The sequence below is a fragment of the Bacillus haimaensis genome (assembly GCF_048270625.1).
GTDB lineage: Bacteria > Bacillota > Bacilli > Bacillales > Bacillaceae_I > Sutcliffiella_A > Sutcliffiella_A haimaensis.
Window position 1 is genome coordinate 2,449,266 of sequence record NZ_CP158164.1, and the last position, 19,343, is coordinate 2,468,608.

Annotated in this window: 19 protein-coding genes; 5 read left to right on the top strand and 14 right to left on the bottom strand. The window is 41.0% G+C overall.

The annotated features are described in order from the left end of the window. Positions 1-79: 79 nt before the first annotated feature. The 3 genes from ABN702_RS12440 to ABN702_RS12450 are packed head-to-tail and all read right to left on the bottom strand — an operon-like array spanning position 80 to position 1,898. The gene (locus tag ABN702_RS12440; RefSeq protein ID WP_417897167.1) at positions 80-970 is read right to left on the bottom strand and encodes an ABC transporter permease subunit; all 891 of its coding nucleotides are present in this window, start codon (positions 968-970) and stop codon (positions 80-82) included. 11 nt (positions 971-981) lie between these two features. Further along, positions 982-1,140 carry a hypothetical protein gene (locus ABN702_RS12445; RefSeq protein ID WP_417897168.1) on the bottom strand — a complete coding sequence of 53 codons (159 nt, stop codon included), beginning with the start codon at positions 1,138-1,140 and terminating at the stop codon, positions 982-984. Continuing rightward, positions 1,119-1,898 carry an ABC transporter permease subunit gene (locus ABN702_RS12450; protein ID WP_417897169.1) on the bottom strand — a complete coding sequence of 260 codons (780 nt, stop codon included), beginning with the start codon at positions 1,896-1,898 and terminating at the stop codon, positions 1,119-1,121. The genes ABN702_RS12445 and ABN702_RS12450 overlap by 22 nt, the downstream gene beginning before the upstream one ends. Positions 1,899-2,123: 225 nt before the next feature. On the opposite strand from ABN702_RS12450, the gene ABN702_RS12455 reads away from it, so the two are divergent. Further along, positions 2,124-3,248 (top strand): mechanosensitive ion channel family protein, encoded by a 1,125-nt coding sequence (locus ABN702_RS12455; RefSeq protein ID WP_417897170.1) that lies wholly within the window; start codon positions 2,124-2,126, stop codon positions 3,246-3,248. 38 nt (positions 3,249-3,286) lie between these two features. Here the strand turns inward: ABN702_RS12455 and ABN702_RS12460 are convergent, their stop codons facing one another. Both ABN702_RS12460 and ABN702_RS12465 read right to left on the bottom strand, forming a co-directional pair. Beyond that, a complete protein-coding gene (locus tag ABN702_RS12460) occupies positions 3,287-3,475 on the bottom strand; it encodes a stress protein (protein WP_417897171.1) in 189 nt (62 codons plus the stop codon). A 622-nt stretch (positions 3,476-4,097) separates the two neighbouring features. Next, on the bottom strand, positions 4,098-6,398 hold the full coding sequence (locus ABN702_RS12465; RefSeq protein ID WP_417897172.1) for an ATP-dependent DNA helicase: 2,301 nt from the start codon (positions 6,396-6,398) through the stop codon (positions 4,098-4,100). 131 nt (positions 6,399-6,529) lie between these two features. On the opposite strand from ABN702_RS12465, the gene ABN702_RS12470 reads away from it, so the two are divergent. Genes ABN702_RS12470 through ABN702_RS12480 form a run of 3 tightly spaced genes read left to right on the top strand, consistent with a single transcriptional unit; the run spans position 6,530 to position 10,219 of the window. Next, positions 6,530-7,975: a spore germination protein gene (locus tag ABN702_RS12470; RefSeq protein WP_417897173.1), complete on the top strand. Its 1,446-nt coding sequence runs from the start codon at positions 6,530-6,532 to the stop codon at positions 7,973-7,975. An 11-nt stretch (positions 7,976-7,986) separates the two neighbouring features. Further along, on the top strand, positions 7,987-9,096 hold the full coding sequence (locus ABN702_RS12475; protein WP_417897174.1) for a GerAB/ArcD/ProY family transporter: 1,110 nt from the start codon (positions 7,987-7,989) through the stop codon (positions 9,094-9,096). Then, positions 9,080-10,219, top strand: a complete 1,140-nt coding sequence (locus ABN702_RS12480) for a Ger(x)C family spore germination protein (protein WP_417897175.1) — start codon at positions 9,080-9,082, stop codon at positions 10,217-10,219. The genes ABN702_RS12475 and ABN702_RS12480 overlap by 17 nt, the downstream gene beginning before the upstream one ends. Before the next feature lie 57 nt (positions 10,220-10,276). On the opposite strand, the gene kynB is transcribed toward ABN702_RS12480, so the two are convergent. The 4 genes from kynB to ABN702_RS12500 all read right to left on the bottom strand — a co-directional run bounded on the left by kynB (position 10,277) and on the right by ABN702_RS12500 (position 13,224). Continuing rightward, positions 10,277-10,900 carry an arylformamidase gene (kynB, locus tag ABN702_RS12485; RefSeq protein WP_417897176.1) on the bottom strand — a complete coding sequence of 208 codons (624 nt, stop codon included), beginning with the start codon at positions 10,898-10,900 and terminating at the stop codon, positions 10,277-10,279. Positions 10,901-10,910: 10 nt separating this feature from the next. Then, positions 10,911-12,182 (bottom strand): kynureninase, encoded by a 1,272-nt coding sequence (kynU, locus tag ABN702_RS12490; protein ID WP_417897177.1) that lies wholly within the window; start codon positions 12,180-12,182, stop codon positions 10,911-10,913. 118 nt (positions 12,183-12,300) lie between these two features. Then, a complete protein-coding gene (locus tag ABN702_RS12495) occupies positions 12,301-12,528 on the bottom strand; it encodes a hypothetical protein (RefSeq protein WP_386636065.1) in 228 nt (75 codons plus the stop codon). Between the two features lie 129 nt (positions 12,529-12,657). After that, a complete protein-coding gene (locus tag ABN702_RS12500) occupies positions 12,658-13,224 on the bottom strand; it encodes a hypothetical protein (protein WP_417897178.1) in 567 nt (188 codons plus the stop codon). A 95-nt stretch (positions 13,225-13,319) separates the two neighbouring features. Between ABN702_RS12500 and ABN702_RS12505 the strand changes: the two genes are divergently transcribed. After that, entirely contained in the window at positions 13,320-13,946 is a 627-nt protein-coding gene (locus ABN702_RS12505; RefSeq protein WP_417897179.1) for a hypothetical protein, read from the top strand. 20 nt (positions 13,947-13,966) lie between these two features. On the opposite strand, the gene ABN702_RS12510 is transcribed toward ABN702_RS12505, so the two are convergent. From ABN702_RS12510 to ABN702_RS12530, 5 genes are all read right to left on the bottom strand, one after another. Then, positions 13,967-14,698, bottom strand: coding sequence for a phosphatase PAP2 family protein (locus tag ABN702_RS12510; protein ID WP_417897180.1), 732 nt, complete (start codon positions 14,696-14,698; stop codon positions 13,967-13,969). Between the two features lie 93 nt (positions 14,699-14,791). Beyond that, positions 14,792-15,607 carry a GNAT family N-acetyltransferase gene (locus tag ABN702_RS12515; protein WP_417897181.1) on the bottom strand — a complete coding sequence of 272 codons (816 nt, stop codon included), beginning with the start codon at positions 15,605-15,607 and terminating at the stop codon, positions 14,792-14,794. Positions 15,608-15,856: 249 nt separating this feature from the next. Next, entirely contained in the window at positions 15,857-16,786 is a 930-nt protein-coding gene (locus tag ABN702_RS12520) for a LysM peptidoglycan-binding domain-containing protein (protein ID WP_417897182.1), read from the bottom strand. A gap of 236 nt (positions 16,787-17,022) precedes the next feature. Then, on the bottom strand, positions 17,023-18,015 hold the full coding sequence (locus ABN702_RS12525) for a class I SAM-dependent methyltransferase (protein WP_417897183.1): 993 nt from the start codon (positions 18,013-18,015) through the stop codon (positions 17,023-17,025). After that, positions 18,012-19,340 (bottom strand): FAD-dependent monooxygenase, encoded by a 1,329-nt coding sequence (locus ABN702_RS12530; protein ID WP_417897184.1) that lies wholly within the window; start codon positions 19,338-19,340, stop codon positions 18,012-18,014. The genes ABN702_RS12525 and ABN702_RS12530 overlap by 4 nt, the downstream gene beginning before the upstream one ends. Positions 19,341-19,343 lie beyond the last annotated feature (3 nt).

The window sequence follows — 19,343 nt, forward strand, 5'->3', positions numbered from 1 at the left end:
TCTCCTAACGAACTATTTTCCAAACACCTTTATTATTTTAAAGAACAAAAGAAAAACTGTCGAGAATTTTCGACAGTCATTAGGCTTCTAAACGATGGAAATGTTTTCTCAGACCCTCACCAAAAATATTGAATGTCAGTACAGCAAATGCTAGTGCCAAGGCCGGGAAGAACGGAATCCAGAACGAGCGGATGACATCGCCTCTAGCTTCACCCAGAAGAGTGGCCCAGTTGAAACTCGTATTCATAATTTCCCCGGATCCGTAGGAAAGCTGAACAAATTCCTGTGTAATGAAAATACTGAAGATCCCCAGTTGTCCGATCAATAACGCAATTCTCCCTAAATCCAGAAAGAACTGAACGGTCAGTTCAGGTAATGCATTCGGTATATAGTATTTCGTAAACAATGTAAATGAAGAAACCCCTACTGTTATACCTGCTTCCACATATGGGGTGCGCTTGATTCGATAAAACTGGTTTTGCAGAACCGTGCCGACACGTCCAACTTCAATGCAAGCAAGAATGATAATAGCCCAGATAAAGCGATTATCGTTGAACACAAAAATTGGAAGATTCAACAGGATGATTGCAGAAAAGATAACGGGAAGTGCAGAGAAAATCTGGTGCCACCCTTGCAGGATCCAGATTGCTGGACCTTTTTTGTTAATCGACAATAATGCTAGCAGCATGGCAATGCTGTACCTCAGTAAAGCAACTCCCAGAATCAGCAGCAGCGTATCCTTTCCACCTACAACAATAACACTCAGTAAATCCCGGCCCTCTCTATCTGTGCCAAAAATATGTTTTTCCGAGGGTTCAAATGGCGCCGTTTCAATACCATCCTTCGTAAAGACGACCCGTTTGCTTTCCAGTACCGTATCAATGAAGGGTAAGAATGGCCCAACCAACGTTACCAATACCAAAAAGAGTAAAAAGGAACTACCCACAATTAACGTCCAATTTCGTTTCATCTATCTATCACCTACTTCGGTTCTACAAGCTTCAGCACGAAAAGGCTGATAAGCTGCGTAATAAATACAATCATCATAAAGCTTAATCCGAACCCGATGATCAGACCGGACTCATTGATAAACCTCATACTCCCTGAAAGTGCCTTGCTTACATCAAATGCCTGAAACATCCGATAGGCTGCACCCCGTAGTCCAATAAATACTCCACGATCAATAGGTTTGACAGGAGATAAAGCATCATTGCAGGAAGGTTGGAGAATATAGGATATAGACTGTTGCGTAGCATATGCTTCCACAGCACCTTTTTACCGGTCAGTCCCTTTGACCTTGCCACTTGAATATAAGGCTTACCTTTTTCATTGCTTAAGGCAGCGGAAGTGATCCTCGCCACATACATCATCGGATATAAGGATACCAGAAAGGCGGGCAGCAAAAAGCTGTACCAATGGTCATGTCCGAAGATCCTTATCGATGGGAGGTAAAAGATAATCAGCCATTGCAGACAGATTAATAAAAAGAAATCAGGAATCGACTGAACAATCCAGGTCAGCCCTTTACCAAATATATTCCAGCCTCCCCATCGATCATAAAAATCATAGATTCCCTTCAGCACTCCGAAAATCATCGTAATCATAAAGGCGGTGATGATAACCTTAAGGCTTCTTGCCATATGTAAACCAATTTCCTCTTCTGCCTGGTTATTATATCTAGTAAAACCCAGCGTCCCCCTATCTAACACATCATCCAAAAACAAGGATATATTATGCCTATAGGCCTCCCAAGAAAATTCGTAGCGATACTCGAGCGTCATTGCACTTCCGGATACCCCAATATCAGGAGACCTAGGGAATAGGACTGCCAATATCAGAAGTATTGCAACAAAAAGAAAAAATAGAAACGATTTCATGATATTCCATGTTATCTGCATAATAGCCCCCACTTTACGAAAACCGAAATAAATATAGTAAAATACTACCACTAAATTATTTTGAATTCTACAAAAATATTCATTTTTCAAAATAATAGATAGTTTTTATCAATTGAAATACGAACCCGAAAGTAGTATTATAATGCTTTATAATAGATTGATAGACAAGATGAAATTCGCAGCTATGCCACTTCGAACATATTGATCTATGGGAGGTCTGAACCTTTGAGCAAATTTATAAATAGCTTTACCGAAACATTTACTTATGAATTCTGGACAGATATGGATTTCTGGCTGGATCTGGGTATTGCACTTCTGATCCTGTGCCTCTTTCTCTTATGGAGGAAGCTGTTCACCAAATATTTTTTCAAAATGATCCTGTCGCTATCCCAAAAGACACCTACCGATCTATTTAGTTACATCGTCATAGCCTTTAATAAACCGGTGCGTACCTTCTTTGTGATATTAGGTCTGTTCTTCGCTTTGAAGGCGGCTCCATTTGAACTGATGGAGGCATCAACATTATCTCGGCTGATGCGCTCTTCTATCATTTTCTTGATTGCATGGGGATTGTTCAATTTCATCCCTTCTTCATCCGTCCTTTTTTCTAAGCTTTCTACTAAATTGGACTTTGAAGTGGATAAGATTGTGATGCCTTTTTTCACCAAGGTATTACGCTTCATTTTAATTGCATTGACATTGAGCATTGTTCTTGAAGAGTGGGATTATAATGTAGGCGGTTTTGTTGCCGGACTTGGTCTTGGAGGGTTAGCGTTTGCACTTGCCGCTCAGGAATCCATCAAAAACCTCTTAGGCGGATTCATCATCGTGACTGAAAAGCCTTTTACTATGGGTGACTGGATTAAAACACCTAGTGTGGAGGGGGTTGTCGAGGATATCTCTTTCCGAAGCACGAGAATCCGCACCTTTGCCCAAGCAGTGGTTACTGTTCCAAATGCCACGCTTTCGAATGAGCCCATCACCAACTGGTCGAAAATGGGCAAGCGTCAAATCACTTTCGAACTTGGACTCCAATATGATACTTCCAGGGAAAAACTTGAAACAGTAACACGCCGAATCGAGCAGCTGCTCCGCAACCATTCGGAAGTACATCAGGAAACCATTCTCGTCCGTTTTGATAATTTTGGGGCAAGCAGCATGAATGTATTCATCTACTTCTTTACTAGTACTGTCATGTGGGCAGAATTCCTGAGGGTCAAAGAAGATGTTAATTTCAAGATCATGGAAATTCTGGAGGAGGAAGAAGTGGTCATCGCCTTCCCTACCCGGACTCTTCATATCGGGAAAGATGCACAGCAGGAACTGAAAAAAGAGTATAGTGTAAATTAATCAAAAGAACCTAGTTCTCCTCGGGAGACTAGGTTCTTTTAATTTTCTTTCCGTTTTGCGTTCCATTTCCTGCTAGGCACATCATAATAAAAATAGTTATATTCATCCTTTAATTCGGTTGTCGTCATGCCATCCAATATAAGCGAGTCATATACTCCAATCAGAAGGAGCTTATTGATATAATATTCCCTTTGCTGTTCCAATGCCTTTTTTAAATTTCCCTTCATGGGACATCACCCTCAACAATTGTTTAACCATATCATAGCCAAGAAATATTGATTTCACATAAAGGGAATGTAAATTTTTTTTAAAAGATTGTTTTCGCATTCATTGTTGCTTTAGATGAAATATATACATCAAATGTAGTCCGTTGATTTCCGCTCCGGACACTTGCTTTCCGCGGGGATGGATGGGAGCCTCCTCGGCTTCGCCTGTGGGGTCTCCCATGCCCTCTATTCTCCCGCAGGAGTCAAGTGTCCTCCGCTACAATCAACTCACGGGTTAAACATTATTTGCTATTAGAAAGAGCCTTAAAATAAATTAAATTCCCTTTTGAAAATGAAAAATTAAGATAAAATGCAAGTCTTCTATCTTTAGTAAGGCAATTTTCTACTATGAGTCACCCCTGTTGGTTGGAGTGCAAGGCGTGAGACTCCTGCGGGAGCAGCGTGTCAAGGGAGACCCCGCAGGCGCAAAAGCGCCGAGGAGGCTCCCGAGGCCGCCCGCGGAAAGCGAACGCCTGGAACGGAAACCAACAGGGTGTTTAATGTTTACATCTTATCTTTAGCCCAGCCCTATTCTTAAAGCAACAACCCATACAAAAAGAATTTTTTTAAAAAAATTGTTCTGTTAAACTCTCAGGTCTTTGAAGTTCTGCCATTCAGGGGGAAGCAGACTTCGATATTTGGAGGTGTAGTAGCGGTCATCGATAAGCAAGATAAAGCCAGAATCCTTTTCGGTTCGGATTAATCTACCGCCTGCCTGCTGCACCTTATTCATACCGGGATAAACATAGGCAAAATCAAAACCGTCGTAGCCGTGCTCCTGGAAATGTTCTTTCATGACATTTCTCTCCAAGGTGATTTTGGGTAGACCGACCCCTATTATGGCAACTCCGTTCAGTCGGTCTCCAACTAGATCGATACCCTCTGCAAATATCCCACCGAGAACTGCAAAACCGAGCAGCGTATCCGTGCGTGAATGGAAATTAGTCAAAAAGACTTCCCTGTCCGTTTCTGTCATTGCAGGCTGTTGGATAATCGTCCTCACATGGTCAGGCAAATCGTTTTTCATATAAGCATCATATACCTGCATTAAATACTCATAAGAAGGAAAGAACACCAAAAAGTTCCCTTCCTTTGAATGAAAGGTTGAAATGATCGATCTGACAATCGGCTCGATGGATTTGTCCCGATCACGGTATTTCGTGGAAACTGCATGACCATACACCTCAAGCTGCTCCCTTTTGAAGGGGGATTCAATGGAAATATGATAGTCCTCTTTTTCCCCGCCTAGCACTGTCTGATAATAGCCGAGCGGCTGCATCGTAGCAGAGAAAAACACAGTGGCAAAAACCTTCTTCGTTAAAGACCTAATCACGGTAGAAGGATCGAGACATGCGAGCTTCACATGTACTTCACTTTTATGAATGGTGACTATCGTCTTAAAGTTCACATTGTATTCTTTGGCTACTCTGATAAAGGCCTGACCATCATAGAAGCAAGTCAGTACTTCTTCAAATCCAGCACCTGAAGGATGAGTCTTGAGCCACCTTTCACATTCTTCCACCAGTGCCGCCACAAGCTCGACAATGTGGTGCGGTTTCTCTGATAAAACAAACAAATCTTTGTCAAGCAGCTCTTTTTTCCACTCCAATAGACCTTCATTTACCGCTTTAAGACTTCTATAAAGCTCTTTGTCTATATTTTTCATGATTCTGCCTGTTTGCAGGAACATCGATTTGGAAATAGACGCAGAGTACATCTCCCTGGCGCGGTCTGCAAGATTATGTGCTTCATCAATCAGGACGATGGTGTCCCTATGGAACTCACTCCATCTTTGCATCCTTACTTTTGGATCAAAGAAGTAATTATAGTCACAGATAACGGCATCTGCATACATCGCAATGTCGAGGGAAAATTCAAAAGGACAAAGTTTATGCTTGTGGGCATATGCCTCGATTACCTGTCGGTTCATGATCAGCTCATTGGCCAGAATGTCTTTCAGGCCATCTTTAAGTCTGTCATAATAGCCATCGGCAAAAGGACAGAACTCCTTTTGACAGCGAACCTCTTCCTGAAAGCAGATCTTTTCCTTTGCAGTTATGGTGACTACCTTCAGGTGCAAACCGTTCTCAATTAAAAGTTGAAAAGCTCCTTCCGCCACCTGCCTTGTAACCGTTTTGGCGGTAAGATAAATCATTTTCTCGCACTCTTTTTCTCCGATGGCAAGCAAGGTGGGATAGATGGTTGAGATTGTCTTCCCTATCCCGGTGGCAGCTTGTGCGAAAAGTCGCTTCTTTTCCTTAATAGTTTTAAATACCGCTTTGGCTAAATCCTTTTGCCCCACACGGTAGCTTGGAAACGGGAAAGACAGCTGTTTCAAGCTCTCATTTCTTTGTTGTTCAGAGTCAAATATGGTCCCCATAAAGTTCATATATTCCAATACAATGCCTTCCACATAGTCCTCCAGTTCATCCAAGGAATAGGTCTTTTTGAAAAGCCTCTCCTCCTGGCTGTCCCGTTTGGCAAAGAGGAGATGCACAGAAATATTTTCAAGCTCCTGCTGTTTGCCATAAATATAAGCGTACATCTTAACCTGGGCCCAGTATGTCGGAAAATCTTCTTCTGTCAAATTGGACAGCTCTCTTGAAGTTGTCTTAATTTCTTCGATAATTGTTTCTTTTTCATTACGATATATTCCATCGCATCTACCTTCAATCTGAAGAAGAAGAGATTGATATTTATAGTCGATAGACAGATGCACTTCTTTTTCATAATCTTCTCCACGGCTGTCCTGAAGCCTCTGATGGGTTTTTGTCCCTTCTTGCATGATATTTGTTCCAACAAAGCGAGAGTCTATGCTGCCGCCCATCTCTACAAACTCCACAAGCTTTCTGACAGATACCTTTAGGGAAACATTCTTATCCATTCCATAACCCCTACCGTTCACATAATAGGTCAAGTATAACAAAAGAATATTGGAAGTAATGCATAAATATTTCATGTACTCAGGAAAATATAGTAATTGGGTAGTTTAGTAAAATTGGAGGTGTAATTTTCATGACACAACAGGAAGCGACTGGGGTGCTTTCCACAAATCTTGATGAGAATATCATGATTCTACGGGAAGCGTTTGTCCATTCAGAAGACTTCGTCGTGGATTATACCCCCTATCAGGATAAGGATGCGTTTCTTATTTACATAGAAAGTATTACAGAAAGGAAAATAATTGAGCAAGAGATAGTAAAACCCATTCATGTCAGCGAAGCGGACAATATTAAGAAATTGCTTCCTCAGGCATTTATCAAAGAAACAAGCAGCATTAAGGAAATCTCGAAATTCCTCTTGGAAGGGAATTCCATCCTGTTACAAAGGAATAACTCTCTTGCGATGATCTTTCAGTCACAGCTGCTGACTGAAAGAAACATCACTGAACCCGGAAGCGAGACCATTATTCGCGGCGCACATGAAGGCTTTGTCGAAACATTAAGTACCAATATCTATCTGATACGAAAAAGGCTTCAAAACCCAAAATTAAAAATCAAATATTTTTCAATCGGCAACGACTCCCATACAAAAGTGGCAATGATTTATCTAGATCATTTAGCAAACGGGAAAACCGTCGGCAACCTGGAAAAGAGTCTATCCGACATTGATACAGACTTCATTCTTGCACCAGGGCATATTGAGGAAAATATCAGCGATAATGTATCGATATTTCCCACGCTGTTAAGTACAGAGAGACCTGACAGAACAGTAGCAAATCTCATGGATGGCAGGATTGCTATTATTGCAGATAATAGCCCGAGCGCTTTGATAGCACCTGTTACATTTTTCTCTTTCTTCCAGTCGCCGGATGATTATAATAGCAGATGGTATTTCGGCTCTTTTATCAGGTTTTTAAGAATTATCGGTTTCCTGATAACAATTGCACTTCCCGCAACCTATATAGCGATTGTTTCCTACCATTATGAAGTGCTGCCAACGGAGATTGTGGTTTCCATTAAATCTTCCCTGGAATATGTACCGTATCCTCCACTCGTAGAAGCGCTGGCAATGCAAATAACGTTGGAAATCTTGCGTGAAGCATCAATCAGGCTTCCAAACCCCATTGCTCAGACTATCGGAGTGGTTGGAGGGCTTGTAATCGGAACAGCCGTTGTAGAAGCAAATCTGGTATCCAATACGATGATTATTGTTGTAGCAATCACTGCCATTTCTTCATTCGTTGTTCCAATCTCTGAAATGGGTTCTTCCATCCGATTGCTTGGATTTCCATTCATGATTTTGGCGTCACTATTCGGTTTTATTGGAATGAGTATCTTTTTCATGTTTTTACTTATCCATTTGTGCAAATTGGAATCATTCGGGACACCATTTTTCGCACCATTTTCCACATTAAGATTTTCGGAAATGAGGGATACCATTATCAGGACCCCACTGCCACTATTCAAATCCCGACCAAGTGACACACAACCAAAAATGAAGAAAAAGACGAGATACTGAGGAGATTTTTTATGCTAAAGGCAAGTGAGAAATCAATTAGCCAAGGTCAGCTTTACTTTATTATCATTCAGTCGCAAATGGGTGTCGGAATTCTATCCCTCCCATTTGCTGTCCATAGTACAGCAAAAGGGGACGGCTGGATTTCTACGATACTTGCAGGCATTGTCTTACAGATATGGTTGCTTATTTTTCTCACTATATCTAGATGGTTTCCTGAGAAAAACATTTATCAAATCATGAAGCATCTGTTTGGAAGGTTCATTGGCTCGATTCTGATTTTTGCCTATATCCTTTACTTTACTGCTGTAGCAGCACTTGTTGCAGTCCTGCAAACAGGTCTCATCAATAAATGGATTCTCACTTTGACCCCATTCTGGATTATTTATATATTGATTATCATTGTAGCGGTATACCTGGCTACAGATAACATATTAACGATTGCCAGATTTTTCAGTTTGTCCACTGGTGTTATTCTATTTTTCATCCTATTAGTATCAACCGTATATCGCGATGCAAATTTATCATATATACTGCCGGTCGGGGATGGTGGTATTAAAAACATCTTCATAGCAGTAAAAGATGTACTTATCGCCTTGGCTGGGTTTGAAATTATCCTGATGGTTTATCCACTCTTAAAGGAAAAAAAGAAAACATTCAAAACACTTACTTTAGCGAACGTCACTACCATATCCATCTACACCTTTCTCGTTTTCACAAGCTTGATTATTTTTAGCCCGGTGGAAATGACATTAGTGCCTGAGCCGGTGCTCTATATGCTAAAGGCCATATCATTTGAGATTATTGAAAGGCTTGACTTGATTTTTTTATCCATATGGGTCATACCGATGACAAATTCGTTTATCATCTATTTGTACCAAGCCAGCAAAGGACTGAAGGAGCTGTTTCACGCTGAGTCGCATTCCACTTTTGTACCAATTATTGTTGTTCCTATTTTTATCTCTGGGTTCTTTTTGCAGGATAAATTCGTTATTCAAAAGATAGACTCGTTATTCCAATACATCATCTATTCATTTGTCTTTTTCTTCCCAATAGTCTTCTTGATTTTTGGATTTTTCAAGAAAAAAACCGGAAAGGAGAAAAAACATGTCAGGTCTACGTAAGCTTTCCGTCACCACTACCATGATTTTCTGTCTTCTGCTTCTTACTTCCTGCTGGGACCAGCGTTTACTAAAAGATTTAAAGCTTGTGTTTACGGTTGGACTTGATAAAGGGGAAAACGACGAAATACTTTCCTCGATTGCAATAAGGGAAACAAAGAAAGTCAGCATCGGCGGTGAACCTGGAGAGGCGACAGTTGCTATTGTAAAGGCCTCAGGCATTACACTGAGGGATACGCGGTTGGAACTGGATAGGAAAATACCTGGTGAGTTCTCTCCCAGCAAGATGAGGGTATATCTAATCGGGGAAGATCTGGCAAGAGAGGATCTATACTCCATTCTTGATATTCTATACCGAGATCCAAGAGCACCACTTGGAGCAAAACTTGCCATCACAAAAGGTGATGCTTTCAATGTTATCGATATGGGGACCATTAAAGAAACATTGCTGACCGAAGCTGTAACCGACCTTTTGGAAAATGGCGAAGAAAATACCATTATCGCAAATGAAACTGTCCAATCGATTTGTCCCATAATGTTTGACCCTGCATCAGATTTTATTTTACCTGTTATCGAGAGAATAGAACCGCATGATATACAGGTTAGCGGAGTCGGACTAATCAGCGGTAAAGTCTTTACCGGGGATATTCTGCCCCCTACTGATGCGACAATATTACTGTTGATGGCAGGTTATAAAGGGAAAAAAACTCAAATGGTCCTTAAGGTACATGAGGATGAAAAGATTGTAAGAAACCAGTACATGACTTTAAATATTAATAAGTCTAAACCCACTATAAAAATCGAGGCAGAATCTCCTGATTCCATAAAGATTGTGGTGCATTTAAAGTTAAGCACCTCGATTGCTGAATACCCCAAAAACGGTCCTCTAGACAAACAAAAGGTGGACAAGCTGGCGGATAAAGCTGCTGCAATAATCGAAGAGAAATCCAAACCCATCATCGCAACGATCCAGGAAGCCAATAGTGATGTTCTAAAAATCGGAGAAGAGCTTCGAGTCCACCACCATTCGACCTGGGAGAAGTTAAAATGGAGGGAGACCTATCCAACTATTGAAATCATTCCTAAGGTAAGTGTAAAAATAAATGGGACAGGAATAATCAATTAATTCCGACCATAAAAAATGACCTCGGACACTTTTCTTTTCCGAGGTCATCTAATGTAACTATCTGCTAACAAGCACCGCTCTTACAGGACTGCCATCTGCACTGGCTATTTTTAAAGGCAGTGCAATCAACTCGTACTCGCCTTCCTTTACGTTCCTTAGATCAATTCCCTCCAAAATGGCGATGTTCGCTTCATGAAGAAGATGATGTATGGCAAGCTCTTTACTATCCAGCTGATCTACGCTCGGGAGATCTACTCCAATTAATGGAACAGACAGTTCTTTTAACACAGCTACTGCTTCAGGATTCAAAGAGGGAATACTCCCAGGAAAGGCTGATTCATCCTCCCATGAATCAGTTTTAAATAGAACACGTTTCTTCTCATGTCCTTTTAACAATTCTTTCAGCTTCCCATGGTCTAGCCCCTTTAGCTTGGACACTTTCAATACAATTGCCGGACCCATAAATACAGACAGTTCAAGCTGGTTGAGCTTTGCTCCATTCTCATCAAAATGATAAGGTGCATCCACATGAGTAGCCGTATGAACACTCATTTCAATGCTCCCCACATTAACCGATCCCGTCTCCTCTTTTGTCCAGTTCAAGGAATAGGAGAATGGTGTATCCCCAGGCCATGTTGGTGTTTTGGAATGAAGCGTCCGTGAAATATCGTATATGATCATCTTGATCCTCCTAGGCTACTACTTCTCTTTCATTTGAGTATTTTTCGTAATGCTTCTCCTGCATAATACCTTTTAGAATGGCGACCATCTGATAAATTTCTTCATATGTTGTATATAGTGCAACAGGTGCCAACCGGATAATGGAGGGTTTTCTGAAATCAGGGACCACTCCATGCTCCTTCAAAGATTTGCATATCCTTGCAGCTTCCGGATGTTCCAGACTGACATGTCCTCCACGATAGCGGTCATCTGTTGGATTTGCAATGATAAAATTGTATTCCGACAACTCTTGTTCAATAAGGTTCATCAGGATTCTTGTTTGATGCAGCGATTTTTTTCGGATTTTCTCCATTCCGACCTCATCAAACATTCTAAGTGAACCCAGTAGGGGTGCCATACTGAAAATATGCGGGGTACCAATCTGATAAGTCCCACTCGCCTCTGCAGGAGTAAAATGATGCTCCATGTCAAATTGCTTTTCTTTCTTGGAACCAAACCATCCTGTTAGACCAGGTGTCCTGCCAAAGTGCCTTTCATGAACAAAGAGCGCTCCCACTCCTCCGGGACCTGAATTCAAATATTTATAATTGCACCAGTAGGCAAAATCGACATTCCACTCATGAAACTGGTGAGGAATCGCACCAACTGAATGACAGCCATCCCACCCCACTAATATTCCTTGTTTATGTGCTTCGTGTGTAATTTTTTGAATATCCAATAATTGGCCGCTACGGTACAGGACTGTCGGCAAAATGAGTAAGGCAACCTCTTTGTTCAATGAGGCTAAAATATCCTGCTCATCTAAAAGCCTCCCATCCCTGCTTTCCACTTGGACGAGATGTTCTGCTGGGTCGCACCCTTTCAATTTCAACATACTTTGGATGGCATAGATATCAGAAGGGAAATTCAATACGTCAGCAACAATTTTTGTTCTAAGCCCCTTTGGTTCATAAAATGTGGCAAGAAGCTGATGCAAATTACCTGTCGTGGATCCCGTTACGATGACTTCTTCCTTTTTTGCTCCAACCAGTGGCGCACTCAATTCTCCCAAGTTCTCAGCAAAATAGAACCAAGGATTATCCCCTTTCATCCATCCGTCGATACCCAGATCCCTCCATGAATCAAGCATGTCCAGCAATGCATGTTCCGCCCTTCTAGACAATAATCCAAGTGAATTGCCATCAAGATAAATGCTATTTTCATTTATGTAAAATTCTTTGCGATATCCCTTTAATTCATCCTCGCTATCCCACTTCTTCAATTCCTCAATAGTTATGCTCATATTCAAATACCCCTTCCCTTCATTCTCATTATCTCATTTTTCTGTGAATGCAAACAAGCATTAGTCCTACAAAATCTGTAGAAAAAGCCATAAAAAAGACCCTCCATAGAAGGGTCACTTAAATCACATTTTGTGTAAGTTCAAAGAAAAGGGCATGCATTTTCTTTTCCGCCAAGTCGTTTACTCTGTTTCTTGTCTGCAAGGAAGGATTGCCATTGATTCGAAAGCTATAGTCAAGAATTTCTGGATGATGTTCTGAATACATAAACTCAATTTTCACTTTATGACCATCGGATTCCATAATAAGGGTACATACCTTATTCCCCATAAATTCTGTGATTTTCACTATGATTCCTCCTTCTCTCCTTTCAACACATTACTATTTCTACAAAGAAGGACAAAAACCTTTATATTTTATCTAATTTTTCAAACTTTTCAAACTAAAAAAAGGAAGACGTTAAACTTGCCGCCTTCCTCAGAAATTATTTTTTAAATGGTTATTTGCTTTTCTTATATCGCGGTTATTTCCAAATGCATGTGTGACACCCCAAATAGTTGTATCACCCTCTTCTTCCGTCACTTCATTTAATGTCACATCTAGGTCATGAAAAATTCGGTGGAGGTAACGAAGGGCCGTTCTGTCACCCTCCCTTTCAACTAGCAAAATAAATCCATGGGCATTTTCCATATCATTGAGTATCTTGGATGGGGCAAATCCTTCTGTTTTCATCCAATTTACAGCAGCTTTAAGTTCCTTCCACTCGTCAGAGGTAATCAGATTACGGATGTTCGTCGTTTCTACGCCTCCCCATCCTGTAATATCATTAAGATAGCTATGCTGGACGCTTAATGTCTCTAACGTGGTTACCTCGCGATCAGGCTGGTAGTCAACACTTTTCTCATATTCCTTATGCTCGATTTCCTGTACAGAAGCTAATGTGGTAGAGGAAAAAAGCGATCCTTCATCGATAAAATCGAAAAAATGATATCCCACTAGGCCTAATATTAAAATAAATAATAGATTCAACATATATTTTAACAAGGAAATCACTCCCTTTCATTCTTAATTAATAGGTTTCTTTTTGCTCATCTTCCTGTTTCTTGGTAGGATAAAAGAAAAACAACAGGTGAGCGTACATGAAAAAACAATCAACTATCTTTATTATCGTCATTTTTCTACTATTATTAATAGGATGTCAGGAACAAAATGAACCTACTACCGATGCCCCGCTAGATAATTTTTTTGCTAATACTGAACTCAACTACGGGGAATATGTATTTATTTTTGAAGATGTGGTGGCGCGTGCCCTAGCTATGGATCTAGAGGATAAAACTTTGGAAAAATGGGTGATAAGAGCTTTAGGTGATGAGAAACTATCCAATAAAAGGGATTTTACACCAGATGAGGCTTTGAAGATAGCCAAGGAAAATCAGGCAGAAAACCAAGCCTGGATAACTGTGGCAGAAGAGAAATACGATATGAGGGTATCTGAAGAAGAACTGGATCAGTGGATAACAGCAGGGCCGGACCAAAGTGAAATACCTCAGCAAAAAGCATTTGCAGATGCATTGAAGCTTTCTTTAACGGAATTGAATCATGAATTCGATCGCGAGCTATATAAACAAACCCTTACATGGGAAAAATTGATACCGGTTCTGGAGAAGAAATATGAAACCAATGACCAAGAGGTTTTGCTGGACAAGTACATGGAGCAAGTAGAACAAGAGAAGAAAATCCAAATGAAAAAGACGACAGGGGTATGATGACATGCCTGTCGTCTTTTTCAATTTCTATGAGAAATCAAGTTGCCTATAAAAGCTCGCTTTCCTTTTATCTTAGAAACTTCCAAGGAAAAAAGACAAAATAACAGCCATATCGTTCCAACGGCAAACCCTCCCAGAATATCACTCGGGTAATGGACATCCAAATAGACTCTGCTAAATCCCACAAAGATTATAAGAAACAGCAATCCAATAATAGCAGCGACTCTACCGATAATAAGTTTTCTTTCCCTAGCTATCAAATATATCATGAAGCCATAAAGGATGATACTCCCTGTAGCATGGCCGCTTGGGAAACTGAATCCATTCCCATCATAGGCCGGATTTAAGGAGGGACGAGGACGTTGAAACACATGTTTCAACAGAAGGACGAGAAGTCCTCCACCACCATTTGCAATGATGAAAAACAGGACACCCCATCTATCCTTCCTATAAAACCAGAGGAATACTGCGGTAATAGCAGTAACAGAAGCAATCCACCATACCGAGCCAGCTTCTGTAATGATTTTCATTTTCGAAAATACCAAATCATATTCATGTGATCGAAGGAAGGTCATGATCGCGTGATCGAACGCAAACTTTTCCTCCTCCAGGACCTCTTCTGCCAGTTCAAGAAATAAGCCCCCGGCTGACACACTGACTATCATACCAAGCAAAACAAGAAAAATGGCAACCCATTTTTCTCTTAAATAACCACTATTCAGCCATTTCATCATAACATTCGTTTTCTTCAAGACACTTCATCCTATCACAACAATTTTTTCATAGTATTTCTTATATTCCACTATGAGAAATTGATAAACTTCCTTCAAAACGAATGAATAGTTTCAGCCCTTCATTTTATTATATGAATACATCATCCATAAGCCGATATCCTGAAAACCGATTCGCTTATAAATGGCTCCCGCTGCTGGATTATCATAAAACAGGCACAATTCTTTCCTCTCCTGGAGTAATTGATGACAAAGCTTTACCATGCATTGCGTGGCATACCCCTTTTTCTTATAGTCAAGCAGGGTCGCAACACCGACAACCATTGCTGATAAGGAATTTTCGGCTGTAGTGGAAGCAGTAGAAACCATTCTTCCATCTTCTTTTATAAAGTAAGATCGAGATAACCCTTTCTCAATCCCCCTGCGCTTTCGTTCGACCGTAATGATGGAGTCGCTGAATTCCGGAACGCCATTCAGCAGCTCCACCAGTTCCTCCGCATCCTCAGGGACAGCAAGGTACACATCTGTCGTTGGCACATTTTCCGTTGTGGAAGAATTCAGTTTGGTGCATTTCGCATAATAGGTCTCTCTTTTGCGCTTAAGTCGGCCATTTAAGAATGGCTCCAATCTTTCCGTGATGTCTTTAAGGCCAGACATCATGGTGAAATCCGGGTCCTGAAGCATAATTTGAGCAAAACCCTCCGCATCAAAATTTATCTGCGGCTTTGCGTAAGGGATAAAATTTTCCTGGTATTTTAGCAGGACCGCATGCAGTTCTCCGTTCTCGTCGAAGTCCCCCCATAGCTTTTGAAAATCCTGTTCATAGCCATACGCTTCGATATCACCTAAAATGAATAAATTCTCTGCAGCTTGTTCCTTCACTAGGTCGTAGCAGATTTCATGATCTGCTTCCGTTAGTTGTCGAATCATTTCTCTTCCTCCTATACAAGGTTAGAAAATTCCAACCTAAAAGAATATTCTCATATTTTACTTGAGAGTTGTAATTCTTGGAAGAGTTTTTTTTGAAGGAAGTTTGCATGATGGACCTTTCGAGCCTCCTTCATTATGAAAAGGTCCTTCATCCACTTCTTGATGGACTTTTCAAGCACCCTTCCATACAATTTTGTCCTTCATTCAACACAAAAAGGCCACCCAATGCGGGCAGCCTCTGAAAATCTATTATTTATATACTTTTACTTGTACTTCTTGGACACCATAGTTGATAGCATCTTGCTTGTCCGGAATGAAGATATCAATCTTGTTGCCTTTGATTGCTCCACCAGTATCTCCAGCAATCGCTTCTCCATAGCCTTCAACCCATACTTTTGAACCTAAAGGAATGACATTTGGATCAACGGAGATAACCTTCATGTCTGGATTTTCAAGTAAGTTGATACCTGTTGCAGTAATCCCTGAGCAACCTTCACAGGATGCGGTATAAGCAGTAGCGGTTACTGTAAGCTCCTTGACAACTTCCTTGTCAGCAGCTTCATCTTCTTCTGCTGGCTCTTCAGCTGGTGCTTCTTCTGCCGGTGCCTCTTCTACTGGCTCCTCAACAGGTGCTTCCTCTGCTGGTGCCTCTGTTACTGGCTCTTCGGCTGGCGCTTCCTCTGCTGGTGCCTCTGTTACTGGCTCTTCGGCTGGTGCCTCTTCTGCTGGCTCCTCAACAGGTGCTTCCTCTGCTGGTGCCTCTGTTACTGGCTCTTCAGCTGGCACTTCCGTTTGTTCAGGATTCGGATTTCCTTTTGTATAGATAATTAATTCATCATCTGCATAGATTAAATCAGGATTTTCAATGGAGTTCCATTGAGCTAGCTGCTGATAAGAGATTCCATCATAGTTTTGGGAAATCGCCCAAAGTGTGTCACCTTTTACAATTTTGTAGCGTTCGGATAAAGCCACTTTTAAACCTTGTTCCGGATGAATCAGATCACCGGATAGATTGTTCCAGTCTTTTAATTCTTGAACTGTTATGTTATTTGACTTTGCGATATCCCAAAGAGTATCACCTTTTTTTACTGTTACTTCTGCAGCAGAGGCATTTGAACCTAGACCGAACGTACCTGCAAGGGCCGCTGCTGTTACCAATGAAAACATGGTTTTCTTCATACGAAATACCTCCTATGTATTCTGACTCAATGCTTACAATCATATCATGATATTGCTAGATTAAAAGAACAGTGGAATAACAGTTTCATTACATGAGTAACGGGTATATTAAGGGATTGTTACAAAGTTTCCTTATATTAGAATATTAAGGAATACTCTTCTATCATAGGGTTTTCCAACCAAAAAAAAAATGGTCTGCGGAGAGTTTTTCATTCTCCGCAGAACCTATCAATCTACTATTTAGTTTTAGTGAGAGTAATCTGATACCAGCCACCTTCTTTGATGACAGGCTTCATTTTTTCCACTTTTAGACCCGCTTGTCGAGCCAGTTCTTCCAAATCATCCTCTGATGGAAGGGGATAGAGATTATCAAACGCAGTAAAGAAGCTGTTAAATACACTTGAGAACTGTCCCCCATGCTTGGAGTTATGGATCGGCGTCACGATGGAAAGAGTTCCTTTGCGGTTCAACCACTCATCGATATTTTTAAATAGAGTGGTTCTATCTTTTGGGGAGATATAATGGAGAATATTATTCAACATGACAAAATCAACTTTCGACTCTGGGCTCCATTCCTGCACATCATTACAGAGTATCTCTATTTGTTCCTGCTCCATGCAATTTCTTTTTGCTTCCTTTGCAACATCCTCGTTCAACTCTATTCCAAGCATCTCCGCCTTTGGGAATTTTTTCGACAGCTTCAGCAGGTATCCACCGCTTCCACAACCCACATCCACTACACGCTTTGGGTTTGCTTTCTTCATAACCTTCATTACTCTAGGTACAGCCAACTGTTCTAATAAAGAAGAGGTTTGTGCTACCACCATTCCATGCTTATCCTGGTTAAAACTCTCTTTTTGATCCTCCTGCATCATTTTCGGGTACTTAATAAGGGTTGGAATATGAAGCTCCATCATTTCCTTCAGTAGTACGCCTGTCGATCTTGGGTTATTCTTGCTCGAAGGTACCATGAAGCGCTTTACCGTCTGATATCTCTGTTTGGAGCGCTGCTTCAAGTAGCCGATCACTCCACCTACTTCCACCCATCTGACAAGGAGATCCTCCTTCAGGGAGAATTCCTGTGCAACTTCAGTTATTGTTTTTGGCTTTTTAAAGGCTTCGTACAAGTCCAGCTCATAGCCTACATATGCATGCCAACTATATAAAAAAGGCAGATTTCTCTTCATATATCCTCTTGCTTTAAATAGGCGAACATATTCACTTATCATCCCTTGACTTCCTCCTCCATGTCCCTCCAAGGATAATCATCCTTTTTTGTAAATAGATGACGCTTATCCAAGTGAAAATCCATCTCTTCTTTTCTTTTTGGGGCCACTCCCGACTGAATGGCCCTATCGATGATGGTTTCCTTCCAAATACCCAATCCGGAAATGTTCAGCATATGCTTAATATGAAGCACAGGGTCATTTGTAAGCTGGTCCATCACTTTCTTTCTCCACGATACCAACGAGCGCAAAGGCCGGGAGTAGGCAAGCGCAGATAAATGACTCAGTTTTAGAATATGATGAACACGCGGCATTCTTACTTCTTCGTATAATGATAAAAGTTCGCTTGAATGGCGGTTATGTTCATACATCCAACAGAAAAGCTCTCCGATCACATCCCCATCCTGGATAGCAAGGTTCATTCCTTCACCAGCCATGGGATGGACACTGTGAGCAGCATCTCCCAATAAAACGATATTATCTTTTACATAGCTGGAAACATGATAGTGAACAGGAATCATCAGTTGTATCTGTTTCCATGATTCTATTCTTTGCACATACCCATCCAATGATGGACACAGTTCTAAGTATTTTTCATAAAAAGATTCCAAACCTTCCTCTATCATTGTTTTATAGGAACCCTTTGGAATCAGATAAACAGACCTCACCATGTTGTTTGGAAGCGGAAAGAGTCCTAGGAAAGTCCGGTCGGTTGAGATTATTTTTCCTTCCGTAAGGCTTTTGGGTCTTGGAAAGGTTACAGTCAAAAAATGATGATCATATTTCTTTTCTTTCCGGCGCAGCCTCATGTAATCTCGCACCTTCGACTTTCTTCCTTCGGCACTCACATAGTAATCAGCTTCAATAAAAACCTCTTCCTTGGCGAGCTTAACTTTTGCCAGACCATTTTCAAATCCCATAAACCTCCCCGGCTGAATATACTTGAAAGATGGATGTTTCTCCGCTTCCTCGAGCAGTATGGTTTTTAATGTTTCATGAGGAATCATAAGAGCATGTTGGTATGGTTTTGGCAGAATGTTATAGCTCATTGATTGAAATGGCAATTCTTCCATGTTAACATCTACCGTTTTTTTTCTTTCGACCAGATCTATTTTGTTAATGATATGCCCCGCATCCAATACAGGTGGTAAAAGGCCGATACTGTCAAAGATTTGCAAAGTCTTTGGTTGGACGAGCTCTCCTTTATATAGGTGGGGGCTTCCCTTCATCTGCTCCACCAGAGTTACTCCTATGCCGCACCTTGCAAGCTTGAGAGCGACCGTTAAACCTCCTACCCCTCCTCCAATCACCAATACATTCGTCTTCATATT